The sequence below is a fragment of the Ochrobactrum sp. WV_118_8 genome, from assembly GCF_039631535.1.
Taxonomy (GTDB): domain Bacteria; phylum Pseudomonadota; class Alphaproteobacteria; order Rhizobiales; family Rhizobiaceae; genus Brucella; species Brucella anthropi.
In genome coordinates, this window is the sequence record NZ_JBDIUZ010000001.1 from 478,260 (window position 1) to 503,412 (window position 25,153).

Consider the following 25,153-nt stretch of genomic DNA (forward strand, 5'->3'; position numbering starts at 1 on the left):
TTATGACGAAAGGAACGCTTGATGGAAATTGCGAACGTCATGAGCGAAAGACCGGTTCCATTTGTGCCGCCCGCACCGCGCCCACGCGAAAAGCCGGTGGGGCGTTTCGAGATGATGCGGGTCGTCTACAAGAACCCGCTCGAGCTTTGGGGTGAGCCTTCCTATAACGAGCGGTGGATTTCCGTCAGCTGGTTCGGCATGAAAACCATCATCGCCAATGATCCGGGGCTGATCCGCCATGTGCTGGTCGACAATGCAGCCAATTATCCCATGTCCGCCATTCGTCAGCGCGTGCTGCGCCCCTTGTTGCGCGACGGCCTGCTGACGGCTGAAGGCCAGGTGTGGAAGCGGTCGCGAAAAGCCATGGCGCCGGTTTTCACGCCGCGTCATATCGGTGGTTTTGCCGAGGCCATGCGGGACCGGTCGCTGCAGTTCGTTGAGCGATACAAGACCCCCGGTACGATGACCGATGTCGCCCATGACATGACGCTCCTGACCTATGATATTCTGGCGGAGACGCTGTTTTCCGGTGAGATCGCAGGCGATCCAAACGATTTCGCACATCAGATCGACAAGCTGTTCGAGACCATGGGGCGGGTCGATCCGTTCGACCTTCTGGGGCTGCCCGACTGGCTGCCGCGCCTCACGCGGTTGCGCGGACAGCAATCGCTGGGTTTCTTCCGCGAGCTGGTCTCAAACACCATCGCGCTGCGTAAAACGCGCATGGACAGGCAAGAAGACGTGCCGAGCGACTTCCTTACCCTGCTGTTGCGGGCCGAAGGACCAGACGGCCTGAGCCGCTCCGAGATCGAGGACAACATCATCACCTTCATTGGCGCCGGTCACGAGACAACCGCCCGAGCGCTTGGCTGGACGCTTTATCTGCTCGCCAAGGCACCGCAAGAGCGCGAACTCATCGAATTGGAAATCGACGGCTTTTTTGCAAAAGGCGGACGTGATCTGCCGCCGCAGGAATGGCTGGCATCGCTGCCTTTCACGCGTGCGGCTTTTGAAGAGGCGATGCGGCTTTATCCGCCTGCGCCGTCGATCAATCGCGAGGCGGCGACCGACGATACTTATGACGATCTGAGAATCCCGAAGGGCGCGACCGTTCTGGTCATGCCATGGGTCATTCATCGTCATCGGCTCTACTGGAGCCAGCCGGACGCCTTCATGCCTGAACGCTTCTGGCCCGAAAACCGCGACAGGCTGGACCGTTTTCAATATCTGCCATTCGGTGCTGGCCCGCGCGTCTGTATCGGCGCAAGCTTTGCCTTGCAGGAGGCTGTGATTGCACTCGCCATCCTGCTCGACGGTCGTCGTTTCGAGGTGCTGGAAACGACGAAGCCATGGCCCGTGCAGAAGCTCACTACTCAGCCGCAAGGTGGTCTACCGATGAAAGTGATGAAGCGCTGATTAGCTCTTAAGGCGTTCAGCGTGCCATTTCAGATGATCATCCATGAAGGTCGAGATGAAGAAATATGAATGGTCATAGCCTTCACGCATATTGAGCGTGAGAGGAATGCCAGCCTTCTTGCAAGCCTCTTCCAGAAGCCACGGACGCAAGCCATCATCGAGAAAACCGTCTGCGGTACCCTGATCGACCAGAAATTCCGGGAACCGATAGCCGTCTTCGATGAGCAGCGTGGCGTCATAGGCGCGCCAAGCCCGTTCTTCCGGTCCGAGATATTTTTCCAGTGCCGGTCTGGACCAGCCTGCAGTAGAAGGTTGGACGATGGGTGCAAAGGCGGATGCTGACTTGAAGCGATCCGGGTTCTTGAGCGCAATGGTCAGCGCGCCATGTCCGCCCATGGAATGGCCGGTGATCGCCTGTCGCGACATATCGAGCGGGAACTCGCGTCCCACCAGATCGGTCAATTCCTTCGTGATATAGCTATACATCTGATAGTTTTTGGCAAATGGCTCCTGCGTGGCATCGACGTAGAAACCAGCACCTTTGCCGAACTGCCAGTTGTCCGGCTCATCCGGAATGTCATCGCCGCGCGGGCTTGTATCTGGGCAAATGACGGCAATTCCCAACTTTGCGGCCATTTGCCGATATTCGCCCTTGTCCATGACATTCTGATGCGTGCAGGTAAGGCCGGAAAGATACCAGAGTACAGGCACCGGACCGTCTTTTGCTTGCGGCGGCAGGAAGACGGCAAAGGTCATGTCGCACTGGTTCGTCTCGCTTTTGTGGCGATAGACGCCTTGCGTTCCATCAAAGCACTTTGCAGTCGAAATCGTTTCCATGAAAAAATCCCAGTTTTGTTCAGCTTCCGAGCGCCACCGCGACATTGACGGAAGCGGCAACCAGCACGGTGTTGAAGAAGAAGGAGACGATGCTGTGCAGCAGCGTGACCTTGCGCATGGCTGGCGTCGTAACACTTGTGTCGGACGTTTGTGCCGTCATGCCGATGACATAGGCGAAATAGGCAAAATCCCAACCGGAAGGTTCTGGTGTACCGGGGAATTCGAAGCCGCCGCGATAACGACTGGCATGGCTGGTGTCATCGCCAGCCGGTTCACCCGGTTGCCAATATACGTGCGCATAATGCAAGGCCGTCATCATATGAATGGTGAACCAGCCGAGTGGCACAGACGCAAGTGTCATTACGAGCGAGAACGTATCGGCCTTAGTTTCACTGTTGATGAGAATGAACAGCGAGACGATTGCGACGAGAACTGTTGCAAAGGTCACCAGAAAGATGATCCAGACAGGTTCGTCAGCGCTCGCAGCGTGCTTTTTCAGGAAGCTGGCAGTGAGCTTTGGCAAGGCGGATGCCGCCAGCCCCAGATAGAGCACGAAGAAGCAGTTTGCGCCGATGACCGGGGCAAGAGGGCTTTTGAGAAGCCAGGCGACGATAAATGCTGCGACGCCGCCAAGGGCGCCAAGATAGAACGACATATGGCGGCGCAGCAAAAACATCAGGCAACCGCTTCCCTTGGTTCCAACCTCATATCAACATGCGGAATGCCGTCTTCGAGATATTCGTCGGAAATTGCCACGAAGCCGAACGAGCCGTAGAATTTCCGTAGATGGCTCTGCCCGCCAAGTTCGACCGCCATGCCCGGAAAACGATTATGAGCGAATTCGACAGCCTCTTTCATCAGGCGCTGGCCGAGCTTGTAGCCGCGATAATCCGGCGCCACGACGACGCGCCCGATTTTCACCGGCTTGCCAGCCTGTTCAGGTGGCAGAACTCGCAGCGATGCTGCAAGTTCCTCGCCGTCGAGAATGCGCAGGTGAAACGCCTCGAAATCCTTGCCGTCGATTTCCGGGTAGGGGCATTTCTGCTCCACCACGAAAACGTCCACGCGCAGCTTCAGCATCGCATAAAGCGCGCGCGGGCTCAGATTGTCGAGTTCATCCCATTGGGAAACGAGAAGCTTTTCACTCATCAGTAGACAATCACCGAACGGATGGACTTGCCTTCATGCATCAGGTCGAAGGCCGTGTTGATTTCATCGAGCGGCATGGTGTGGGTGATCAGATCGTCGATGTTGATCTTGCCTTCCATGTACCAGTCAACGATCTTCGGCACGTCGGTGCGACCGCGTGCGCCGCCGAAGGCAGTGCCTTTCCAGACGCGGCCGGTGACCAGCTGGAACGGACGTGTGGCAATTTCCTTGCCCGCTTCCGCCACGCCGATGATGATCGATTCACCCCAGCCGCGATGGCAACATTCCAGCGCCTGACGCATGACGTCGGTATTGCCGGTAGCGTCGAACGAATAATCCGCGCCGCCGTCGGTCAGGTCCTGAATGGCCTGCACCACCTTGTCATTGCCGATTTCGCGCGGGTTGACGAAGTCGGTCATGCCGAATTTCTTTGCCATTTCCACCTTGGCCGGATTGATGTCGACCCCGATGATCTTGTCGGCGCCGACCATACGGGCACCCTGAATGACATTGAGGCCAATGCCGCCAAGACCGAACACTACGACATTGGAACCCGGACGAACCTTGGCGGTATAAATCACTGCACCGATACCCGTGGTCACGCCGCAGCCGATGTAGCAGATCTTATCGAACGGCGCGTCTTCACGCACCTTGGCAACCGCGATTTCCGGCAGAACGGTAAAGTTCGAGAAGGTCGAGCAGCCCATATAATGAAACACTTCGCCGCCATCGCAGGAAAAGCGCGTGGTCTTGTCCGGCATCAGGCCCTGGCCTTGCGTGGCGCGGATCGAGGTGCAGAGGTTCGAGCGCTGCGACAGGCAGGTTTTGCACTGGCGGCATTCCGGCGTGTAAAGCGGGATCACATGATCGCCCGGCTTGACCGAGGTCACGCCTGCGCCCACTTCGCGAACAATGCCCGCGCCTTCATGGCCAAGAATCGCCGGGAATTTGCCTTCGGAATCGAGACCCGAAAGGGTGTAGGCATCTGTATGGCAAACGCCTGTCGCCATGATTTCGACCAGCACTTCGCCAGCCCGTGGACCGCCAATCTCGACTGTTTCGATGGTGAGCGGCTTTTTCGCCTCCCACGCAACGGCTGCGCGTGATTTCATGACGATGTTTCTCCCTTTCAGTCTATCTTAGAGCAACGCACTCATTTGAGGTAGGTGCGTAGAATCCGCATGATTTCGTCGATTTGTGTATCGGGATCAGCTTTGGTTTTCTGCCCAAATGTCTCGCGAAAATGGCTTTCCAGCACTTCCGCCATCAACCCGTTGGCCGCACCGCGCAGTGCTGCAATCTGCTGCAACAAAGCGGCACATTCCGTGCCAGCCTCCACCGCACGCTCCAGCGCTTCGGCCTGTCCGCGAATGCGACGCAGGCGAGTCAAGGCACGCTTCTTGTCTTCCGGTGAATGCGGCATGGAAACTCCCGATTTCAGCGAAATCTATATACTCTAGGGGAGTATGTCAATTGTTGGTTGCCAGCCGCAGATGCAGGAGTGGATAGGGGCGTCCCTGGTCGTCTGTCTCCGAACGCCCGGTTTCGACAAACCCCATATGCCGGTAGAAGCCGACACCCTGCAGGTTTTGCTCGTTCGCATCGACTGTCAGCGGACTACCGAGCGTTTTTGCATGCGCTATCATCTGTTTGCCGATGCCTTTGCCGCGCTGATCAGGTGCGATGAACAGGCTGTCGATATGATGCTCGCTCATGCCCATGAAGCCGACCGGCTTACCAGCGTCTTCAATAAGCCAGACTTCGACGTTCGGCAGATATTGCCCGGCCACCAGCTTTTCGATTTCCAGAAAATCATCGCGGCTCAGGAAGTCATGCGTAGCGAGAACGCTGGCGCGCCAGATTTCAGTCAACGCGGGCGCATCGGCCTTGTTCGATTTTCGAATATGGATCATGTGCGTTCCCTGTGTGATAAGCACGAAAGCGGAAGCCTTATCTGACGGAAATTATTTTGACGAGCCTGCCTGATCTTCCTGTGACACGAATTCTGCCTCAGCTGGATGAGGCATTGGCGCATCATGCGAGCGCAGTCCTTGTCGCGCCGCCCGGTGCGGGCAAGACGACACTGGTGCCTATTCATATGCTGAACGCGGATTGGCGCAAGGATGGCATGATCGTGCTGCTTGAACCGCGTCGTCTGGCGGCACGTGCAGCTGCTCGCCGCATGGCGCAGCTCCTGGGCGAGGAACCGGGTGAAACGGTCGGCTACCGGATGCGCCTTGAAAGCAAGGTATCAGGGAAAACCAGGATCCTCGTCGTCACCGAGGGCGTCTTTGCGCGCATGATCCTGGACGATCCAGACCTCAAGGGTGTTGGCGCAGTCCTGTTTGATGAGTTCCATGAACGCAGTCTCGATGCGGATTTTGGACTGGCGCTGGCGCTGGATGTGCAGGCAGCCTTGCGTGACGATCTAAAAATTCTTGTCATGTCGGCAACGCTTGATGGCGCTCGCGTGGCTCAACTGTTGGGTGATGCGCCGGTGATCGAAAGTGAGGGGCGCGCTTATCCCGTCGATATTCGCTATCGCGATCGCAAGGCGGATGAACGGGTCGAGGACGCGATGGTGCGTACGATCCGTGATGCGCTTGCAGATGAAACCGGCAGCATCCTCGCCTTCCTGCCGGGGCAGGGCGAGATTGAGCGCACGGCAGGCATTCTGGAAAAATTACTGCCTGCCAATATCATTCTGGCACCGCTTTACGGTGCAATGGAAGGCCGTGATCAGGATGCGGCGATCAAGCCAACACCGGCAGGCCATCGCAAGGTGGTGCTGGCGACCTCGATTGCTGAAACCTCCATCACGATTGATGGCGTGCGCGTGGTGATTGATAGCGGGCTTGCACGTCAGCCGAAATATGAACCGGCCACCGGCCTCACCCGGCTTGAAACCGTGCGGACTTCGCGTGCGAGCGCCGATCAACGTGCCGGCCGTGCGGGTCGTACCGAGCCGGGCATTGCCATTCGCCTCTGGCATCAGGGGCAGACGGCGTCGCTCCCCGCTTTTTCACCACCGGAAATTCTCGAAGCTGATTTGTCGGGCTTTGTGCTGGATGCGGCTGCGTGGGGTGTGACCGATCCGGCAACATTATCGCTGCTCGACAAACCGCCGGTACCTGCGCTCAAAGAAGCCAAGGCGCTGCTTATGCGGCTCGGTGCGCTGGATAAAGCGGGACGCCTGACTGCAGATGGCGAGGCCATGCGTTCGCTGGCCCTTCCTGCACGTCTGGCACATATGGTGGCCGAAGCCGGCAAACGGGACGAGGCGCAGAAGGCGGCTGAACTCGCTGTGTTGCTGACCGAACGCGGTCTTGGCGGCAATGAGACCGACCTCGACACCCGCATGTCGCGGTTCCGCAATGACCGTTCGGATCGTGCGCAGCGTGCAAAAGGACTGGCGAGGCGGCTTGCAGCAAATGTCCCGAACAAGGGCGAAGCGGCAGGCTCAAGCGTAGGTCGGGTGCTCATTGATGCTTATCCGGACCGCATAGCCAAGGCTCGCGGGCAGATGGGGCAGTTTCTTCTGGCCAATGGACGTGGCGGCGAGGTCGATCCCGCTATCAGCCTCAGCAGGGCGCCATGGCTGGTGGTTGCAGATATGTCTGGAAGAGCGGGCCGTGCCCGCATTCTTTCTGCCGCGGAAGTTTCGGAAACCGAAATCCGCGCAGCCCTTGGTAACAGGATCGAAAGTGAACGACAGGTCGTCTATGACGCGGAAAAGAACGCCCTGCGGGCTCGTGAGGCTGTGCGCATCGGCGCGATTGCTCTCTCTGAAAAGCCGCTCGCTGCTCCTTCAGGCGCGATTGCCGATGAAGGTGTGATCGCTGCCGTGCGTGAGCATGGGCTTGATATTCTTCCTTGGGGCAAAGAGGCTGAAATCCTACGCCGTCGTTTGGGCTGGCTCAATCGCGGGCTTGGCGATCCATGGCCGTCGATGGATAGCGACCATCTCATCGAGAGGCTGGACGATTGGCTGCTGCCCTTCCTGACGGGCGAAGCGCAACTTGACCGCATTCCGGGGCACGTGTTGAAGAACGGTCTGATGAGCCTTGTACCCTTCGATCTGCAGCGTAGTGTCGACCAGCTTGCGCCGACGCATTTCGAAGTGCCGACCGGATCGAATATTCCGATCCGCTATGACGCCGAAGAGCCGGTGATCGCAGTTCGTGTACAGGAGCTTTTCGGTCTTGGGGTGCATCCGGCCATCGCCAATGGCAAGGTGCCGCTCTTGCTGGAACTTCTTTCTCCAGCTCATCGCCCGATCCAGATCACCCGTGATCTTCCCGGCTTCTGGAAGGGATCATGGGCGGATGTGCGCGCCGACATGCGCGGACGTTACCCGAAGCATGTCTGGCCAGAAGACCCGGCCAATGCGGAAGCGACGCGTCGCGCCAAGCCACGCGGAACCTGATTCCAACCTGCGACCGGATAACGCAGTTCCGCTTGCGTTGAGACCCGACCTTGTCTCATAAGGAGCGAGTAGAGGGACTCATGCACGCAGAATTCGAGAATCGCGCTTCCAATCTTTCGCGCCGCCCACGCCTGACCACGTTGATACGTGTGCGCTGGCTGGCCATCGCCGGGCAGACCGCCGCCGTCATGTTCGTGGCGCTCTATCTGCAATTTCCTTTTGCAGTCGGTATCTGTTTTGCTCTGATCGCCTGTTCTGCATGGCTCAACCTTTATCTGGCCTTCCGTTTTCCGACCAACCACCGGCTCAATCCGGCGGCGGCAAGCCTGGTTCTGGCGTTCGACGTTCTGCAACTGGCAGGGCTTCTTTATCTCACTGGCGGGCTGCAGAATCCTTTCATCATTTTGATGATCGTGCCCGTCATTATCTCGGCGACGTCGCTTTCGGCTCGTCATACGCTGGTACTCGCCTTGCTGGTGGTTGCCTGTACGTCGGTGCTTACCATCAGGCACGAACCGCTCCCCTGGTATCCGGGCGAAACGCTGGACCTGCCGTTTCTGTTCGTCATCGGCATCTGGTGCGCCATTATTTCGGCGCTCGGATTCACTGGCGTTTACGCCTATCGTATCGCCGAGGAAGCGCGTCAGCTGGGCGATGCATTGAGCGCTGCCGAACTTATTCTCCAGCGTGAACAGCATCTGTCGGCGCTGGATGGTTTGGCTGCCGCAGCCGCCCATGAATTGGGCACACCGCTGGCAACGATTGCACTGGTGGTAAAGGAAATGCAGCGCGCCCGCACCACCGATCCGGGCCTTGCCGAAGACATCGCCTTGCTCCATTCCCAGACCCAGCGTTGCCGTGAAATTCTTCAGCGGCTGACCAGTCTTTCCTCGGAGGGCGAGGAACACATGTCGCGCCTGCCGCTCTCCTCTCTCATCGAAGAGGTGATTGCGCCGCACCGCAACTTCGGTATCACGATTGACGTGCAGAAGACGGAAGGTCCGAAACCGGAACCCGTCACCCGGCGCAATCCCGGCCTTCTCTACGGTCTCGGCAATCTGGTGGAAAATGCCGTCGATTTTGCACGTGGTACGGTCAACGTGACCTGGGGCTGGACCGACGGTAATGTGAGCGTGACCATTCAGGATGATGGCGAGGGGTTCAAACCGGAAATCCTCGACCGTATCGGCGAGCCCTATATGACGAGTCGCGACAATACGCGGAACGGCGGCGGACTCGGCCTTGGTCTGTTCATCGCCAAGACTTTGCTGGAACGCTCAGGCGCGCATATCACCTTCCGCAATCGCAACAATCCCGGACAGGGCGCGGAAGTGAAGGTGGTGTGGCCGCGTTCAGCATTCACATCAGGCTGAAGAAGGATGCAGCATGACGATTCCGCTTGAAATCCAGAGGGCGACGGAGGAGTTCGACAAGTTTCTCCATACGGCTCGGGATGAGGCAGGGCTCGCTACACGCAATCAGGCCTATACGATGGTGGAAGCTGTGCTGCTCACCTTCCGCCACCGGTTAGAGGTCGATCAAGCGATTCGCTTTGCCACGATATTGCCACCCGTTCTTCGTGCTGTTTTTGTAGCAAACTGGGATATTGGTGAAGCGAAACAGCCATTTCTGAGCCGACAGGCATTGACCCATGAAGTGCAATCTCTGCGCAAAGATCATAATTTTGCACCGGATTCAGCTATTTACGATGTTGCCAAAGCGCTGCGTGCGCATATCGATCAAGTGGAGCTCGACAGCTTTCTGGCCGGGCTATCCGCCGAGGCCCGGCAATATTGGGCCATCTGAGCAAAGGACTGCGGCTTACGCACGATTTTGCTATCAATTCCTTGTGTCCGTTTTTAAAAATATTCTGAAAATACAATGGCTTGTATTGTTCCTGCGTATGGGCGAATGCTGAAATTGCTTCAACAATTCAATGGCTATTTGACTTTTTGACGCAGGGGTATCAATAAGGAAAGAAAAATACAGGCAGGAAGCACCCGATGGACGACTTGAAGCAGGAAGACACCGAAGCCATAGGCAACGATCCGACCCTCCTTCTGGTTGATGACGACAAACCCTTTTTGCAGCGCCTTGCCCGCGCCATGGAGAGCCGGGGTTTTCAGGTGACAACTGCGGAATCGGTTGAGGAAGGCATTGCTGCCGCCAAGGCCGCCGCCCCGGCCTATGCGGTCGTGGATATGCGGCTCGGGGATGGAAACGGCCTCGACATCATAGAAGCTATTCGCTCGCGCCGTGCCGATACGCGCGCCATCGTTCTCACCGGATACGGCAATATCGCAACTGCTGTGAACGCTGTTAAGCTCGGCGCAATCGACTATCTGTCGAAGCCTGCCGATGCGGATGAGGTCTTCGCAGCATTGACCCGCCGTCCCGGCGAAAAGGTTGCGCCGCCGGAGAATCCGATGTCTGCCGACCGGGTTCGGTGGGAACATATCCAGCGCGTCTATGAAATGTGCGAACGCAATGTCTCCGAGACCGCACGCCGTCTCAACATGCATCGCCGTACATTGCAGCGCATTCTGGCCAAACGCGCGCCTCGTTAACTTGGACAGCTAAATCAATCTATTTCTGTCTCGGGTACATCGAGACCCGCAAGTTCGGCGATTGTCAGGCGGGCGGCGCCCGCCCGCGCAAAGCGCAGCATCAACGCCTTTCGGGTTGCGCCGGGCAATTTATGTTCTGGCGCATCACGCATAATTTCCGCCCCATATCCATCAGAGAGAATGAAGCCGCATTCCTGCGGAAATATTTCGCGCGGCACCGCCGGATGAGTGGCGAAGAACAGCCGGTCGCAGTAAGCGCGATATTCGGGCCATTTGTGATCTGCCTTCCAATCCTCGATCGACGATTTGATCTCCACGATCCAGATTTCACCCTTGCGGTTGACCGCCATCAGGTCGGCGCGCCTGCCGGATGCCAGCGGCAGTTCAGGCAATGTTGCAAGCCCCATTTCCAGAAAAAGACGCTGCACGCCACGCCGCACCAGCATGGCGTTGTCCGACTGTCGGCCGTCGGAAAGAGGATGGGTCTGGTTGGGAATCACGATTGGCATGGGCGCATTTTGTGCGTGGATTCAGATCGAAACAATCGGAAAACTGGGACGAGCCGTACGAAAACCGCGCTACAAAGGCAAACATGGCCAAAAAATGTCTTATTCAAGGAATTTTCAATTTACGGTTAACGCCTGGTTAACAATACTACCGCATCTTCGACAAGAATGAGCGATTCGCTTCTATCTCCGGCCCATCGTGGTCCCATTGACGGAATGAACCAATCTGGGGGAATGCATGAATTCTCGCGTCCTTAAACTGACGACGGCTCTTTTTCTGGCAGGTGCATTGGCAGGCTGCTCGACCGTAGGCGGCACTTTCTATACTGCCTCCTATTCTTCGGTCACCGACGCTGGCTATGTCGTCCCGGCCATCCCGAGCGAAAAGATCCAGGCGCAATATCGCCGCCAGATCGTCAAATATCCAACGGACGAAGCCCCCGGCACGATCATCGTCGATACGCGGGAAAAGTTCCTCTATTTCATTATGCCGGAAGGCAAGGCCATGCGTTACGGCATTGGTGTCGGTCGTGAAGGATTTGAATGGTCCGGTACGGCGCGCGTCGCCATGAAGCGGGAATGGCCGACCTGGACGCCACCTTCCGCCATGATCAAGCGTCAACCGGAACTGGCAAAATATCGCAACGGCATGGACCCCGGCCTGCGCAACCCACTCGGTGCGCGCGCTCTATATCTCTACAACAAGGGCGGCGACACGGGCTATCGTCTGCACGGAACGCCGGAATGGTGGTCCATCGGCAAGGCAATGTCTTCTGGCTGCATCCGCCTCATGAATCAGGACATCATGGATCTTTACGACCGCACCGAACAGGGTGCCAAGGTCATCGTGAAGCAGTAGGTCCAGATGATGACAGATAAGAAAAAGGCCGCTTCAAGCGGCCTTTTTCTTTACAAGTCTCAGCAAGGTCAGATCTGTTCGACCTGCTGCACTTCCGGCACGAAATGGCGCAGGAGGTTCTGAATGCCGTGCTTCAGCGTTGCAGTCGACGACGGGCAACCAGAGCATGCACCCTTCATGTTCAGGAACACGGTGCCGTTCTCGAAACCGCGGAATGTGATGTCGCCACCATCCTGTGCAACTGCCGGACGAACGCGGGTCTCGATCAGTTCCTTGATGATCTCGACGGTTTCGGCATCGGCTTCATCGAAAAATTCTTCTTCGCCATGAGCGGCGACAGCGTCTGCATTGCTGTTGCCAGCCATTGCAGGTGCGCCCGACATGAAATGTTCCATGATCGTGCCAAGAATGGCGGGCTTCAGATGCTGCCACTCGCCGTCTTCCTTGGTGACGGTGATGAAGTCATAACCGAAGAAAACACCGGTCACGCCCGGAACCGAAAAAAGCTTGGCTGCGAGCGGCGATGTGTTGCCCGCGGTGGAGGCGTCGCGGAAATCGGCGGTACCTTCCGGCATCACGACCTTGCCGGGAAGAAACTTCAGGGTCGCCGGGTTGGGCGTGGTTTCAGTCTGGATGAACATGCCAGTTGTCCCGCTTTCAGATTTTGGAACGATTCTCGTAAGCGCAGATACTCATGGACGCAAGTGCTGTCCCGATGCTGCGTGTATCAGTTGTCATCAATATAGGGTGATTAGGTCACCGCATCAATGTCATCGTCGCTCATACCTGCCGGAATGACCGTAACCGGGATCGGGAACTGGGAGCGGCTGGCCAGCGATTGCACGAGAGGGCCGGGGCCTTCCTTGCCCGAACCGGCAGCCAGAACCAGAATGGCGATGTCCTGATCTTCTTCGATGAGGCTAATCAATTCCGAGGCGGTTTCGCCCTCACGGATGTTGATTTCCGGCTCGATGCCCTGGGCTGCACGCACAGTTGCGGCGAATTTTTCCAGCGCTGCGCGAGCACGTTCCTGCGCTTCGGAGCGCATGATTTCGCCGACGCCCAGAATTTGCTGGAAATCAGAGTCATCAATCACGAAAAGCAGGATGAGAGAGCCGCCCGTATTTTTTGCACGGCGCGCGGCATATGCAACGGCGCGCCCGCATTCGGGCGTCTCATCGATGACGGCAAGAAACTTGCGGCGGTGACCGGCTTCCCGGCTAAGTCGTTTTGATACCATGGCCGCAATTTGCCATCGGGATTGACCGTCTGCAAGCTGACATTTGGTAGGTACTTGAAGATCGGATGATGATTTTCAAGTGAAGAGCGGCGGCAGCAAAAATGTTGCCGCTCGCTTGATCATTGAGAAGTTTAGTTCTGCAGCCAGCCTACGATGTCGCGAACATGGCGCATGGTCTGTTCGGCAATCACGCCAGCCCGCTCACCACCGTCGCGCAGAACGCTGTCGATGTAAGCCGGATCAGCGACCAGACGGCGCATCTCATGAGTGATCGGCGAAAGCTTTGCCACCGCGAGATCGGCAAGTGATGCCTTGAATTCGGAGAACTGGCGTCCGCCGAATTCGTTGAGCACATCTTCCTTCGATTGAGAGGAAAGTGCTGCATAGATGCCAACCAGATTATCGGCTTCCGGACGACCGGCGAGACCGTCGAGTTCGGTGGGCAGGCCGTCCGAGTCGGTCTTTGCCTTGCGGATTTTCTTGGTGATGGTCTCTTCGTCGTCGATCAGGTTGATGCGCGACAGATCGGACGGATCGGACTTCGACATCTTCTTGGTGCCGTCGCGCAGCGACATGATGCGCATGGCAGGGCCGGAGATCATCGGTTCCGTCATCGGGAAGAAGCCGGAAACCTGCTCGTCACCAACCTGCATATCCACGCCCACGCCGAGCGAAGCGATGCGATCCGAATAATCGTTGTTGAATTTCTGCGCGATGTCGCGGGTCAATTCCAGATGCTGCTTCTGGTCCTCACCCACCGGCACTGCGGTTGCGCGATAAAGCAGGATGTCGGCGGCCATCAGACTTGGATATGCGAACAGGCCGAGCGAAGCGTTTTCGCGGTCCTTGCCTGCCTTGTCCTTGAACTGGGTCATGCGGCTCATCCAGCCGATGCGCGCGATGCAGTTAAATACCCATGCCAGCTCTGCGTGCTGCATGACGCGGCTCTGGTTGAAGACGATGCTTCTCTTCGGGTCGATACCGGCAGCAAGGAAAGCCGCGGTGACTTCACGGGTCGATTGCATCAGTTCAGCCGGATCTGGCGAAATGGTCAGCGCGTGCATGTCCACGACGCAATAGATGCATTCCTGCGTTTCCTGAACCTCGACCCACCGCTTGATCGCCCCAAGGTAATTGCCGAGGTGAAGATTTCCGGTCGGTTGGACGCCGGAGAAGACAAGCGGTTTGAACGTGCTCATGGCTTTATCCTAAAAAAGTTAGCCCCGCCGGTGGAGAGCGGGGATTTTGAATGCTGGTCTTTTCGCAGAGACGCAGCCGCCTTTCAAGCTTGAATTATTGCTCGCTTTCAGGGGCTTTCTTTGCCGCGCCGCGCTTGATGTTGCGACGGATCATTCCCGTATTGGCGCCACCCAGACCGAAGGCCAAACCGAAATAGACCACCATTGCCGCAACAACGATAGCGGTGACGGTTCCCGCCCGCAGAGCAAGCGGCGCTGCGGAGGAAAGCTCGTAGGCAAAATGGCCGATGGCATAGTGGATTCCGAACGCCATGATCGCGGCAGCGATGAGGAGACGCGGAATACGGGTGAGCAGCGGAATATCGCGTCCCCAATGGCCGCGCTTCACGAGCATGGCGAACAGCAGGATAGCGTTGACCCATCCGGCAACGATTTCAGCGGTGGCGATGCCGGTCGGACCGAAATGCGGGAAAAGCGTGATGGCGAGCGAGACGTTCACCGCCACCGAAATGGCAGCGAAGATCATCGGTGTGCGGGTGTCTTCGCGGGCAAAAAAACCGGGAATGAACGCCTTGATCAGCACGAACGCGGGCAGGCCGAGGCCGTAGATGGCCAGAATATTGGAAACGACGAGCGTGGAATCCGGGCTGAACTTGCCGCGTTCGAACAGAAGCCGGACGATAGGTTCCGACATGACCAGAAGAGCGGCAGCGGCTGGCAACGTCAGAAACAAGGTGAACTCAACCGAGCGGTTCTGAAGGTTCGACGCTTCTTTCATGTGCCCGCCACGCAGCGCGCGTGACAGTTCCGGGAGAAGCACGGTTGCGACGGCGATGCCGACGACGCCGAGCGGAAGCTGATAGATGCGGTCCGCATAGACGAGCGACGATACCGCGCCTTCCATGCCGGATGCGATATTGGTGTTGATGAGCAGGTTGATCTGCGTGATGCCGCCGGTGATCGCTGCGGGCAGTGCCAGCACGAGAAGCCGTTTGACGTTCGAGGTCAGACGTGGACGGCGGAAGCCGATCTTGATACCTGCATTGCGCACGGCGATCCACACAATGGCAAGCTGGACCAGACCTGCAGCCATCACGCCCCACGAAAGGCCATAGCCGACCGAAAGCGCGTCATAGCCACGCCACCACGCGAAAGCCAGAACCCCGATCAGGATGATGTTGAGGAATACCGGCGCAATGGCCGCTGCAAAATAGCGATGCAGCGAATTCAGCATCCCGCCCATCATCGCCGCCAGCGACATACAGGCGAGATAGGGGAACATGATAACGGCGAGACGCACCGTATTGTCGAACTTCACCGGATCGTCGGTGAAACCCGGTGCAATTATCGTCCGTACGATGAAGGGCATCGAAAGTTCCATCACGATGGTCAGGAACAGAAGCACCGTGAAGAGAACGCCGAACACTTCTTCGGAAAAACGGCGCGCGCCGTCCATGCCGTTCTTTTCGATTTCCTTGGCAAAAAGCGGCACGAAGGCTGAATTGAACGCGCCTTCGGCAAAGAGCCGGCGGAAGGTGTTCGGGAAACGGAAAGCGGCATTGAAGGCGTCGGCTACCGGACCGGTGCCGAGCGCTGCCGCCATGAACATCTCGCGCGTGAAGCCGAAAATGCGGCTCATCAGCGTTCCGGACGCGACCGTGGCGAACTTTTTGACCAAACTCATTTACTGAAAAACCTATGCTGCGGCCTGAGATGAGCGGCCGTTTGTCTTGCTGCCATTTTCGCCGCTGAGAACACCAAGCAGCTTGCGCCTGATAGTGCCCTGACGGGTGGCGTTTGAAATCTTGTGGCCCACAAGGTCAGTCACATAAAAACTGTCGATCACTTTCTCGCCGAAGGTGGTGATATGAGCCGATGCAATATCCAGCGAAAGGTCGGAAATAAGGCCAGTCAGTTCTGAAAGCAAACCGGGCCGGTCCAGACCTTCCACTTCAATGACGGTAAACTTGTTCGAAAGCGTGTTGTTGATCTCGACTCGCGGTTCCACCTTGAACGCCTTGGCGGCCCTCTTCGGCTTGGTGCGCTTGGCCAGCACGTCCGGCAGATGGGCCTTGCCGGACAAAACATCCTCAATGACCTTGCCGACGCGTTCGGCACGGCGGCGCTCGTCGTCATCAGTGTCGAACTCGCGGCTGATGAGAATGGTATCCAGTGCGCGCCCGTCGCCAGTGGTGAAAATCTGCGCGTCGACAATGTTGGCGCCAGCTGCTGCGCAGGCACCGGTGATGATCGACAACAGGCGCGGATGGTCAGGCGCCAGTACCGTGATTTCCGTAACCGCCTCGAAAGTATGCGGCTTGGCCATGGTGGCCAGCGCCCGCTCGTTGCGGTCGGCTTCGCGAATGAAATGGGCGTGCCGGACCTGATCCTCGAGGCTGACAGTCAGGAAATAGTTGGTGTAATGAAGCGCCAGGTATGCATCGCGCTTGTCCTTCGGCCAATCAGAGAGCCGGTCCGCCAGCGCCTCTCGCGCCTGATGGTCGCGGTCGGCACGGGACAATTCCGAAAAGCCACCGGTCAGGACCAGTTCGGTTTCGTAGAAGAGCGTACGCAGAAGCTGGCCCTTCCAGCCATTCCACACGCCGGGACCAACCGCCTTGATATCGCAGACGGTCAGGATCAGGAGGAGCTTCAACCGCTCCATGGTCTGCACGGTGTCGGCGAAGTCGATGATGGTCTTGCGATCGTTGAGATCACGTGACTGCGCGACCATGCTCATGGTCAGATGTTCGCGCACAAGCCATTCAACGGTTTCTGTTTCGGTAGGGGTAAGACCCAGCCGTGGTCCCAGCCTGCGGGCGATGCGTGCACCAGCAACGGAATGATCTTCCGGGCGCCCCTTGGCGATGTCGTGCAAGAGCAGCGCCACATAAAGCAGGTTGCGGTCGCGCTTGACTGTCGTGATGAGGTGGTTTGAAAGCGGATGTTCGTTTTCAAGCTCACCATGCTCGATTTCCGACAGCACGGCGATGCAGCGTAGCAGATGCTCGTCCACCGTATAATGGTGGTACATGTTGAACTGCATCATGGCGACAATCTTGCCGAAGTCAGGAATGAATTTTCCAAGCACGCCGGATTCGTTCATACGGCGCAGGATGAGTTCGGGGTTGCGCGGCGAGGTCAGGATTTCAAGGAAAAGCTTGTTCGCTTCGGGATTTTCACGCAGATCGGAATTGATGAGTTTCAGTGAGCGGGTGAGGCTCTGCATTGCTTCGGGGTGAAATTCCAGCCCGTGTTTGTCGGCCAGATGGAAGAGGCGGATGATATTGACCGGGTCTTCCTTGAAAACCTCTGGCCGTGCGATGTTGATGCGGTGATTTTCCGAAACGAAGTCGCCGTCGGCGGAAAGCTTGCGCTTGCGTCGCGAGAACGTAAGGAAAATGCGGTTGAAGCCCGGTACATGCTTGGCCTGCTGCTCCTCCAGCGCTGCGCTGATGATGCGGGTGAGATCGCCCACGTCCTTGGCCACGAGGAAGTAATGCTTCATGAAACGTTCGACATAGTTCTGGCCGGGATGCGCCGTATAGCCAAGGCGTTGGGCGATTTCCGGCTGGATGTCGAAGGAAAGGCGTTCTTCTGCCTTCAACGTCGCGAAATGCATGTGGCACCGCACCGCCCAAAGAAAATCTTCCGCCTTGTTGAACAGCTTCAGCTCGGCTCGTGACAGAACGCCGAGCTTGACCAGCTCTTCTTTCGTTTTGACACGGTAAAAATATTTGGTGATCCAGAACAGCGTATGCAGGTCGCGCTGGCCGCCCTTGCCTTCCTTGACGTTCGGCTCAACCAGATAGCGGGTTTCACCTGCCTTGCGGTGGCGCTGGTCGCGCTCGGCAAGCTTGGCCTGGATGAATTCCGGGCCGGTATCCTTGACGATTTCCTCGTCGAAGCGGGTAACAAGCGTTTTGAAGAGCTCGCGATTGCCGGTGAGAAACCGCGCATCGAGAATTGCCGTGCGGATCGTCATGTCTTCGCGCGAAAGCCGGATGCACTCATCGATGTTGCGCGTGGAATGGCCGACTTTCAGTCCCATGTCCCACAGCATGTAGAGCATGTATTCGACAACCTGCTCGCCCCAGGGGGTCTGCTTGTAGGGCAGCAGAAACAGAAGATCGATATCTGACCCCGGCGCCAGCCCGCCGCGCCCGTAACCGCCGACCGCGACGATAGCCATGTTCTCGGCCTTCGACGGGTTGATCATCGGATAGGCTTTGGTAGTGGCGAATTCGAACAGCGCCTCGATCAGCGTATCCATGAGAAAGGACAGACGTTTGGCGCAGAGCGTGCCGCCACCATCCTTCATCAGCATGCCTTCGGCATTGGCGCGACCGCGCACCAAAGCGTCCTTCAGAGCCTGAAGCACCACTTTTCGCACGGTAGGACTGGTGTAGTTTTCGTCCGTGGAATCCGCCAGTTCGTTGAGCTTGCGGCGTAGCGTCTCGGGATTGACGATCTCTTCCAGCTTAAGGTCGTGTGCGCTCATGCGGCATGTAGATCCGGTTTGCGGAGAAAAGGATAGTGGACGATGGCTATCCTATAGCCGCTTTTATGGATGATGAATATCCAAAAGCAAAGGCCGGGAAAACCCGGCCTTTGTATTACTCTTCGCTGATCTTTCAGTTCGTCGCGTTATAGGCGGTAATTGCCGCCATATTGACGATGTCGGAATCCTTCGCTCCGATGGTGACGATCTGCGCTGGCTTGTCGAGGCCGACGAGCAACGGGCCGATAATCGTTGCGCCACCCAGTTCCTGCAGCATGTCGGCGGCAATCGAGGCCGAATGATTGTCCGGTGTGACGATCACATTGGCCGGGCCCGACAGGCGGATGAACGGATATTGTTCCATCAGCTTCGGGTTCAGCGCCACATCGGCACTCATTTCGCCGTCGAATTCGAAATCGACATGACGCGTTGCGAGAATGCGGACGGCTTCCTGAATGCGCGCGGAGCGTTCACCGCCCATATGGCCGAAAGTCGAGAAGGCGGTCAGTGCAACACGTGGTACATAACCCATGCGGCGCGCCATGCCCGCAGCTTCAACCGCAATATCGGCAAGCTCCGCTGCGGTCGGCATTTCATGAACGGCGGTATCGGCGATGAACACCGTGCGTCCACGGCAAAGTGCGATGGAGACGCCAACCATGCGGTGGCCGGGCTTGGAATCGATCACGCGGCGCACGTCGTCCAGACCCGTCGCGTAATTGCGGGTCACGCCCGTTACCATACCGTCGGCATCGCCGAGCGCCACCATACAGGCCGCAAAATGATTGCGGTCATTGTTGATGAGGCGGTGGCAATCGCGCGTCAGATACCCCTTGCGCTGCAGTTTCTCGTAGAGATAGTCGGCATAGGCCGCATTGCGGCTCGAAAGGCGCGCATTGATGATTTCGATGCCGGGACGGTCGAGATCGAGACCAGCAGCTTTGGCTGTATCCCTCACCCGTTCCTCGCGGCCAACCAGAATAGCGGTACCGAGACCCTGATTGACGTAGGAAACGGCGGCACGCATCACCTGTTCTTCTTCACCTTCGGCAAAGACGATGCGCTTCGGCTGACGACGCACGCGCTCATAGATGCCGCGCAGCGTCGAGGCAATCGGATCGCGACGTGCCGACAGTTCGCGCTTGTAGCCTTCGATGTCGGCAATGGCACGCCCGGCAACGCCGGTTTCCATCGCTGCCTTGGCGACGGCAGCCGAGACGGATGCAAGCAGACGCGGATCAAACGGCACCGGAATGATGTAACTTGAGCCGAAGCGCGGACGGCTGCCCTGATAGGCGGCAACCACATCGTCCGGCACGTCCTCGCGGGCAAGTTCGGCCAATGCATTGACGGCTGCGATTTTCATCGCATCGTTGATGGTGGTTGCACGTACGTCGAGTGCGCCACGGAAGATGTAAGGAAAACCAAGGACATTGTTGACCTGGTTCGGATAATCCGAACGACCGGTGGCAACGATGGCATCGTCGCGGATGCGCGCCACTTCTTCGGGCGTTACTTCCGGGTCAGGATTGGCCATCGCGAAGATGATCGGGTTCGGCGCCATGGAACGGACCATGTCTTCCGTGAACGCGCCTTTGGCCGAAAGGCCGAACACGACATCCGCGCCGTTCATGGCATCTGCGAGGGACCGCTGGTCGGTCTTCACCGCATGGGCGGATTTCCACTGGTTCATGCCCTCTTCACGGCCCTGATAGACGACGCCCTTGGTGTCGCACAGGATGACGTTTTCCGAGGCAAAGCCCATCGCCTTGATAAGCTCGATACAGGCAATACCCGCCGAGCCCGCGCCATTGCAGACGAGCTTCGTCGTCTTCATGTCACGGCCGGTCAGATGCAGCGCATTGATGAGGCCGGCAGCGGCGATGATAGCCGTTCCATGCTGGTCGTCATGGAAAACCGGAATGTCCATCAGTTCGCGCAGGCGCTGCTCGATGATGAAGCAGTCGGGCGCCTTGATATCTTCCAGATTGATGCCGCCGAACGACGGTCCGAGATAGCGCACCGCATTGATGAAGGCATCGATATCGGTCGTATCGACCTCAAGATCGATGGAATCGACATCGGCGAAGCGCTTGAACAGCACAGCCTTGCCTTCCATCACCGGCTTGGATGCGAGCGCACCCAGATTGCCGAGCCCGAGAATGGCGGTGCCGTTCGAAATGACAGCGACGAGATTGCCCTTGGCCGTATAGTCATAGGCGCGGGCGGCGTCTTCAGCGATTGCCTTCACCGGCACGGCAACGCCCGGAGAATAGGCGAGCGACAGATCGCGCTGCGTGGTCATGGGCTTGGTGGGATTGATCTCCAGCTTGCCCGGGCGACCCTGCGCGTGAAAGTCTAGCGCTTCCTTCTCACTGGCTGTGGGTGCGCGTTCTGATGTGTTGCCCTTCGGCGTCGAGGCTGGCATGTTCCCTCCGGTTTCATCTGCGGGAGAACCTCGATAGCGCCAGTCACGCATCGTGTAAACAGTGCTTCGAGGAATAGATATTCATCCAAAAACGATGGAATACGAAATTTTATAACTTTAGCCTCGCCGGCTAAGCAATAAATGAAGGTTTTTAGATGGAAACGACGGCTAACGAACACGGCTCGGAAGCGGAAGAAAACACCGCCGAGGCAGCGCCCGTTCGCCTGACGCCCATGATGGAACAATATATTGAGATCAAGGCGGCGAATGTCGATTCGTTGCTCTTCTATCGCATGGGCGATTTTTACGAGCTGTTCTTCGATGATGCAGTGGAAGCCTCTGCGGCACTCGGCATCACGCTCACCAAGCGCGGCAAGCATCTGGGCGAGGATATTCCCATGTGCGGCGTGCCGGTCCATGCCGCCGACGATTATCTGCAGAAGCTGATCGCCAAGGGCTATCGCGTCGCGGTTTGCGAACAGGTGGAAGACCCGGCAGAGGCGAAGAAGCGCGGCTCCAAATCGGTGGTGAAGCGCGATGTGATCCGTCTCGTCACACCGGGCACGCTGACCGAAGAAAAGCTGCTGGATCCGTCCGAAGCCAATTTCCTGATGGCGATGGGGCGTACGCGCGGCGATGGTGCGCTGGCGCTCGCCTGGATCGACATTTCAACCGGAACTTTCCGTGTGGCGGAAACCACGCCGGACCGGCTTTTCGCCGATGTGATGCGGGTCGACCCGCGCGAACTGGTCGTGGCTGACAGCGCCTTCCATGATGAGGAGCTACGCCCGGTCTTCGATCTGGTCGGCAAGGCGGTAACGCCACAACCGGCGACCCTCTTTGACAGCGCGGCTGCGGAAGCGCGCATCCAACGCTATTTCAACGTCGCGACATTGGATGGTTTCGGCCAGTTCAGCCGTCCTGAACTTTCAGCTATTTCCGGGGCAATCGCCTATATCGAGAAGACGCAGATTTCCGAGCGCCCACCCTTGATGCGGCCCGAACGCGAACATGAGGGCGGCACGCTTTTTATCGACCCGGCCACACGCGCCAGTCTTGAACTTGCCCGCACCATGTCTGGCAATCGCGATGGCAGTTTGCTGAAGGCGGTTGATCGCACGGTGACGGGCGGCGGTGCACGACTCCTTGCCGAACGCCTGACTGCACCGCTGACCAATCCGAAGGAAATCGCGCTGCGGCTCGATTCCGTTTCCTGGTTCCTGAGCGAGCAGTCGCTCTGTGAAGCCATGCGTGCAGAACTGAGGGGCGTGCCGGATATGCCGCGCGGTCTTTCGCGCCTTGCCGTCGGGCGCGGTGGCCCGCGTGATCTGGGTAGCCTTGCCCGAGGCTTCGAGGCTGCGCATGTCATTGCGAGCCTGCTGGAAAGCGCTTTGCTGCCCGACGAACTGGCACATGCCCGCGATGCCGTCAGTGCCATGCCCGCCATCTTTACCGCCCATCTCGACCGGGCCTTGGCTGACGAATTGCCGCTTCTGAAACGCGATGGCGGTTTTGTGCGCGGAGGCTATAATTCCGAACTCGATGAAATGCGGGCTTTGCGTGATCAGTCACGCCGGGTGATCGCCGGTCTGCAGGCAAATTATATCGAAGAAACCGGTATCAAGTCGCTGAAGATCAAGCATAACAATGTGCTTGGCTATTTTATCGAGGTGACGGCCAACAATGCCGGGGCGATGACGGATACGGATGAAGCTAAGAGCCGTTTCATCCATCGCCAGACCATGGCCAATGCCATGCGCTTTACCACGACCGAACTGGCGGAACTGGAAAGCAAGATCGCCAATGCTGCCGACCGCGCATTGTCAATCGAGCTTGCCGTGTTCGAGGAATTGACGGCGGAAGCGGTCTCCCATGCTGATAGCATCCGTGCCGCCGCATCGGCGCTTGCTGTTTTCGACGTCTCGGCAGCGCTTGCTGTGCTGGCGGAAGAGCAGGGTTATTGCCGTCCGCAAGTCGATGACAGCCTGTCCTTCAACATTATCGCGGGTCGTCATCCGGTCGTAGAGCAGGCCCTCCGGCGTCAAGCGGCCAATCCGTTCGTCGCCAATGATTGCGATCTCTCGCCGCAAGCAGACGGCGGCAATGGCGCGATCTGGCTTCTGACCGGCCCGAACATGGGCGGTAAGTCAACCTTCCTGCGCCAGAATGCGCTGATTGCGATCATGGCACAGATGGGCTCCTTCGTGCCTGCGGGTTCTGCACAAATCGGTGTCGTGGACAGGCTGTTCAGTCGTGTCGGTGCTTCCGACGATCTGGCACGCGGGCGTTCAACCTTTATGGTTGAAATGGTGGAAACGGCTGCGATCCTCAATCAGGCAGGCGAACGCTCGCTGGTGATCCTCGATGAGATCGGGCGCGGTACAGCCACTTTCGACGGATTGTCCATTGCCTGGGCAGCGGTTGAATATCTGCATGAAAAGAACCGTTGCCGGGCTTTGTTTGCCACGCATTTCCATGAAATGACCGCACTTTCAGAAAAGCTTGAGCGGCTTTCCAACGTCACTATGCGGGTCAAGGAATGGGACAATGATGTCGTCTTCCTGCATGAGGTGGCGAAAGGGGCAGCTGACCGTTCCTATGGCGTGCAGGTGGCGCGTCTGGCGGGGCTGCCCGAAGCGGTCGTCAATCGCGCGCGCGATGTGCTGCACCAGCTTGAAGCGGGCGAAACCTCGGGCAAGGCGGACAAGCTGATCGATGATCTGCCGCTGTTCTCTGTCGTCTTGCAGCAGGAAAAGCCGAAGCAGCAGGTTCAGGGCAAAGATAGTGAACTGACCAAGGCTGTCTCTGCAATCAGTCCAGACGAACTGACTCCGCGAGAAGCGCTGGACCTGATCTACAAATTAAAGGAACTGGCAGGCAGGGCGTGAAACTAAAAAGGCGAAACAGATGTTTCGCCTTTTTGCTTAAACAAAACGGTTCGCTTCCGCGCCGTAATAGGTGATGTAGCGGCTGGAAATGCGCTCAATCGGCAGGATGATGAAGACATCGGTTGTGCCGAATGCCTCGTCGATCACTGCGCCGTCGCCGATCATTGCGCCGAGACGCAGATAACCCTTGACCAGTGGCGGCATTGAGAACAGCGCAACCTTGTTGTTGATCGCTTCCTTCGGCATCAGGTCCATGGCCTGATAGCGATTGGGCAGGGCACGAACGTCCCAGTCATCGGTGGCACGGCAGTTGTGATGGAGGAACGACAGGCCGAGCGCATGCGCTGCAGGCACAGCGCCGTGGAATGAAGCGCAGCCGAACATCACATCGATGGAATGGCGGCGGCAATAGGCCCAGGCACCTTGCCAAAGAAGCTCGACAGTGCGCTTGGAGCGGTATTCCGCCTTCACGCAGGAGCGTCCCAGTTCAAGCAGGCGGAGGTTCGGGCGTGAAAGGGCCAGACGCTGCACGTCATATTCATCGGCAGAATAAAAGCCGAGCGCCTGTTCCGCCTGATCGCTACGCATCAGACGATAGGTGCCTACAATCTGCTGATGCTCCGGCACGGGCAGGGCGGTGTCGTAAACGAGCAGATGATCGCAAATAGCGTCGAAACGGTCAGCGTCTCGAAGCTCCACGGCTTCGATGCTTTCCCTGCGTGCGCCCATTTCGTCGAAGAAGACGCGGAAACGCAATTCCTGCGCGGCTTCTACCGCCTCGCGTGAATTTGCAAGCCGTACTTCCAGCGATCCGATGCGTCCCAGAACGATGGGATCGCCGTTGGACGCGAACAGCGCCTGTTGTGCTTCTAAGCCTGACATGACCGTATCATCAATGATTTGCTGGTCCATTCCAAGCAGTACTGTCATGATGATGGCTCCTGATTTGTCTATTCACGTATTCCTGAACGGCTTTCCCACTGATATTTCAGCAAGAACAAACCACTCTTATCCTCGTTCGGTCTGATTACTTGGACAGGACGTCCAGTTCGACCGAAGCAGTACAGATTCAGTGCTACGCGACGATGACAGAAGCATGTCACCAATGTGTCAATTCGGATGGCTGGACCTTATCCT

General features: G+C 57.7%; 21 protein-coding genes. 7 read left to right on the plus strand and 14 right to left on the minus strand.

The features are described 5' to 3' along the window. Window positions 1–21: 21 nt before the first annotated feature. Complete coding sequence (locus ABDF71_RS02245; RefSeq protein ID WP_500060935.1) at window positions 22–1,416, plus strand: cytochrome P450; 1,395 nt, start codon at window positions 22–24, stop codon at window positions 1,414–1,416. Here ABDF71_RS02245 and fghA read toward each other — a convergent pair whose 3' ends face one another. From fghA to ABDF71_RS02275, 6 genes are read right to left on the minus strand one after another with little or no spacing between them, the layout of a single operon-like run. Then, window positions 1,417–2,253, minus strand: coding sequence for an S-formylglutathione hydrolase (fghA, locus tag ABDF71_RS02250; RefSeq protein ID WP_151691166.1), 837 nt, complete (start codon window positions 2,251–2,253; stop codon window positions 1,417–1,419). A gap of 19 nt (window positions 2,254–2,272) precedes the next feature. After that, window positions 2,273–2,929, minus strand: coding sequence for a DUF1345 domain-containing protein (locus ABDF71_RS02255; RefSeq protein ID WP_500060937.1), 657 nt, complete (start codon window positions 2,927–2,929; stop codon window positions 2,273–2,275). Next, entirely contained in the window at window positions 2,929–3,402 is a 474-nt protein-coding gene (locus ABDF71_RS02260) for a GNAT family N-acetyltransferase (RefSeq protein ID WP_029925946.1), read from the minus strand. The genes ABDF71_RS02255 and ABDF71_RS02260 overlap by 1 nt, the downstream gene beginning before the upstream one ends. Further along, on the minus strand, window positions 3,402–4,514 hold the full coding sequence (locus tag ABDF71_RS02265; protein ID WP_151662912.1) for an S-(hydroxymethyl)glutathione dehydrogenase/class III alcohol dehydrogenase: 1,113 nt from the start codon (window positions 4,512–4,514) through the stop codon (window positions 3,402–3,404). The genes ABDF71_RS02260 and ABDF71_RS02265 overlap by 1 nt, the downstream gene beginning before the upstream one ends. 41 nt (window positions 4,515–4,555) lie before the next feature. Next, on the minus strand, window positions 4,556–4,825 hold the full coding sequence (locus ABDF71_RS02270) for a metal/formaldehyde-sensitive transcriptional repressor (RefSeq protein WP_258123409.1): 270 nt from the start codon (window positions 4,823–4,825) through the stop codon (window positions 4,556–4,558). Window positions 4,826–4,871: 46 nt separating this feature from the next. Next, window positions 4,872–5,315: an acetyltransferase gene (locus ABDF71_RS02275; protein WP_258123407.1), complete on the minus strand. Its 444-nt coding sequence runs from the start codon at window positions 5,313–5,315 to the stop codon at window positions 4,872–4,874. A gap of 56 nt (window positions 5,316–5,371) precedes the next feature. Here ABDF71_RS02275 and hrpB point away from each other — a divergent pair, with 56 nt between their 5' ends. From hrpB to regA, 4 genes are all read left to right on the plus strand, one after another. Beyond that, window positions 5,372–7,828 (plus strand): ATP-dependent helicase HrpB, encoded by a 2,457-nt coding sequence (hrpB, locus tag ABDF71_RS02280; RefSeq protein ID WP_500060940.1) that lies wholly within the window; start codon window positions 5,372–5,374, stop codon window positions 7,826–7,828. A gap of 80 nt (window positions 7,829–7,908) precedes the next feature. After that, window positions 7,909–9,201, plus strand: a complete 1,293-nt coding sequence (locus ABDF71_RS02285) for an ActS/PrrB/RegB family redox-sensitive histidine kinase (RefSeq protein WP_010657984.1) — start codon at window positions 7,909–7,911, stop codon at window positions 9,199–9,201. A 13-nt stretch (window positions 9,202–9,214) separates the two neighbouring features. Continuing rightward, window positions 9,215–9,634 carry a DUF2267 domain-containing protein gene (locus ABDF71_RS02290; protein ID WP_463683574.1) on the plus strand — a complete coding sequence of 140 codons (420 nt, stop codon included), beginning with the start codon at window positions 9,215–9,217 and terminating at the stop codon, window positions 9,632–9,634. 197 nt (window positions 9,635–9,831) lie between these two features. Then, window positions 9,832–10,395, plus strand: a complete 564-nt coding sequence (gene regA / locus ABDF71_RS02295) for a global response regulator transcription factor RegA (RefSeq protein WP_006465866.1) — start codon at window positions 9,832–9,834, stop codon at window positions 10,393–10,395. A 14-nt stretch (window positions 10,396–10,409) separates the two neighbouring features. Here the strand turns inward: regA and ABDF71_RS02300 are convergent, their stop codons facing one another. Further along, window positions 10,410–10,904, minus strand: coding sequence for an MmcB family DNA repair protein (locus ABDF71_RS02300; RefSeq protein WP_010657986.1), 495 nt, complete (start codon window positions 10,902–10,904; stop codon window positions 10,410–10,412). 235 nt (window positions 10,905–11,139) lie between these two features. Between ABDF71_RS02300 and ABDF71_RS02305 the strand changes: the two genes are divergently transcribed. Further along, window positions 11,140–11,760 (plus strand): L,D-transpeptidase, encoded by a 621-nt coding sequence (locus tag ABDF71_RS02305; RefSeq protein WP_500060944.1) that lies wholly within the window; start codon window positions 11,140–11,142, stop codon window positions 11,758–11,760. Window positions 11,761–11,828: 68 nt separating this feature from the next. On the opposite strand, the gene ABDF71_RS02310 is transcribed toward ABDF71_RS02305, so the two are convergent. The 6 genes from ABDF71_RS02310 to ABDF71_RS02335 all read right to left on the minus strand — a co-directional run bounded on the left by ABDF71_RS02310 (window position 11,829) and on the right by ABDF71_RS02335 (window position 21,128). Then, window positions 11,829–12,401 carry a NifU family protein gene (locus ABDF71_RS02310; protein ID WP_500060946.1) on the minus strand — a complete coding sequence of 191 codons (573 nt, stop codon included), beginning with the start codon at window positions 12,399–12,401 and terminating at the stop codon, window positions 11,829–11,831. Between the two features lie 110 nt (window positions 12,402–12,511). Next, window positions 12,512–13,000 carry a universal stress protein gene (locus ABDF71_RS02315; RefSeq protein WP_010657989.1) on the minus strand — a complete coding sequence of 163 codons (489 nt, stop codon included), beginning with the start codon at window positions 12,998–13,000 and terminating at the stop codon, window positions 12,512–12,514. 131 nt (window positions 13,001–13,131) lie between these two features. Next, window positions 13,132–14,199: a tryptophan--tRNA ligase gene (trpS, locus tag ABDF71_RS02320; protein WP_010657990.1), complete on the minus strand. Its 1,068-nt coding sequence runs from the start codon at window positions 14,197–14,199 to the stop codon at window positions 13,132–13,134. A 94-nt stretch (window positions 14,200–14,293) separates the two neighbouring features. Next, complete coding sequence (murJ, locus tag ABDF71_RS02325; protein ID WP_010657991.1) at window positions 14,294–15,883, minus strand: murein biosynthesis integral membrane protein MurJ; 1,590 nt, start codon at window positions 15,881–15,883, stop codon at window positions 14,294–14,296. Window positions 15,884–15,895: 12 nt separating this feature from the next. Then, window positions 15,896–18,700, minus strand: a complete 2,805-nt coding sequence (locus ABDF71_RS02330) for a [protein-PII] uridylyltransferase (protein WP_500060949.1) — start codon at window positions 18,698–18,700, stop codon at window positions 15,896–15,898. A gap of 133 nt (window positions 18,701–18,833) precedes the next feature. Beyond that, on the minus strand, window positions 18,834–21,128 hold the full coding sequence (locus tag ABDF71_RS02335) for an NADP-dependent malic enzyme (RefSeq protein WP_500060951.1): 2,295 nt from the start codon (window positions 21,126–21,128) through the stop codon (window positions 18,834–18,836). A gap of 155 nt (window positions 21,129–21,283) precedes the next feature. On the opposite strand from ABDF71_RS02335, the gene mutS reads away from it, so the two are divergent. Then, complete coding sequence (gene mutS / locus ABDF71_RS02340; RefSeq protein ID WP_437259619.1) at window positions 21,284–24,016, plus strand: DNA mismatch repair protein MutS; 2,733 nt, start codon at window positions 21,284–21,286, stop codon at window positions 24,014–24,016. Between the two features lie 36 nt (window positions 24,017–24,052). On the opposite strand, the gene olsB is transcribed toward mutS, so the two are convergent. After that, window positions 24,053–24,946: a l-ornithine N(alpha)-acyltransferase gene (gene olsB / locus ABDF71_RS02345; RefSeq protein ID WP_029375852.1), complete on the minus strand. Its 894-nt coding sequence runs from the start codon at window positions 24,944–24,946 to the stop codon at window positions 24,053–24,055. Between the last annotated feature and the right edge of the window lie 207 nt (window positions 24,947–25,153).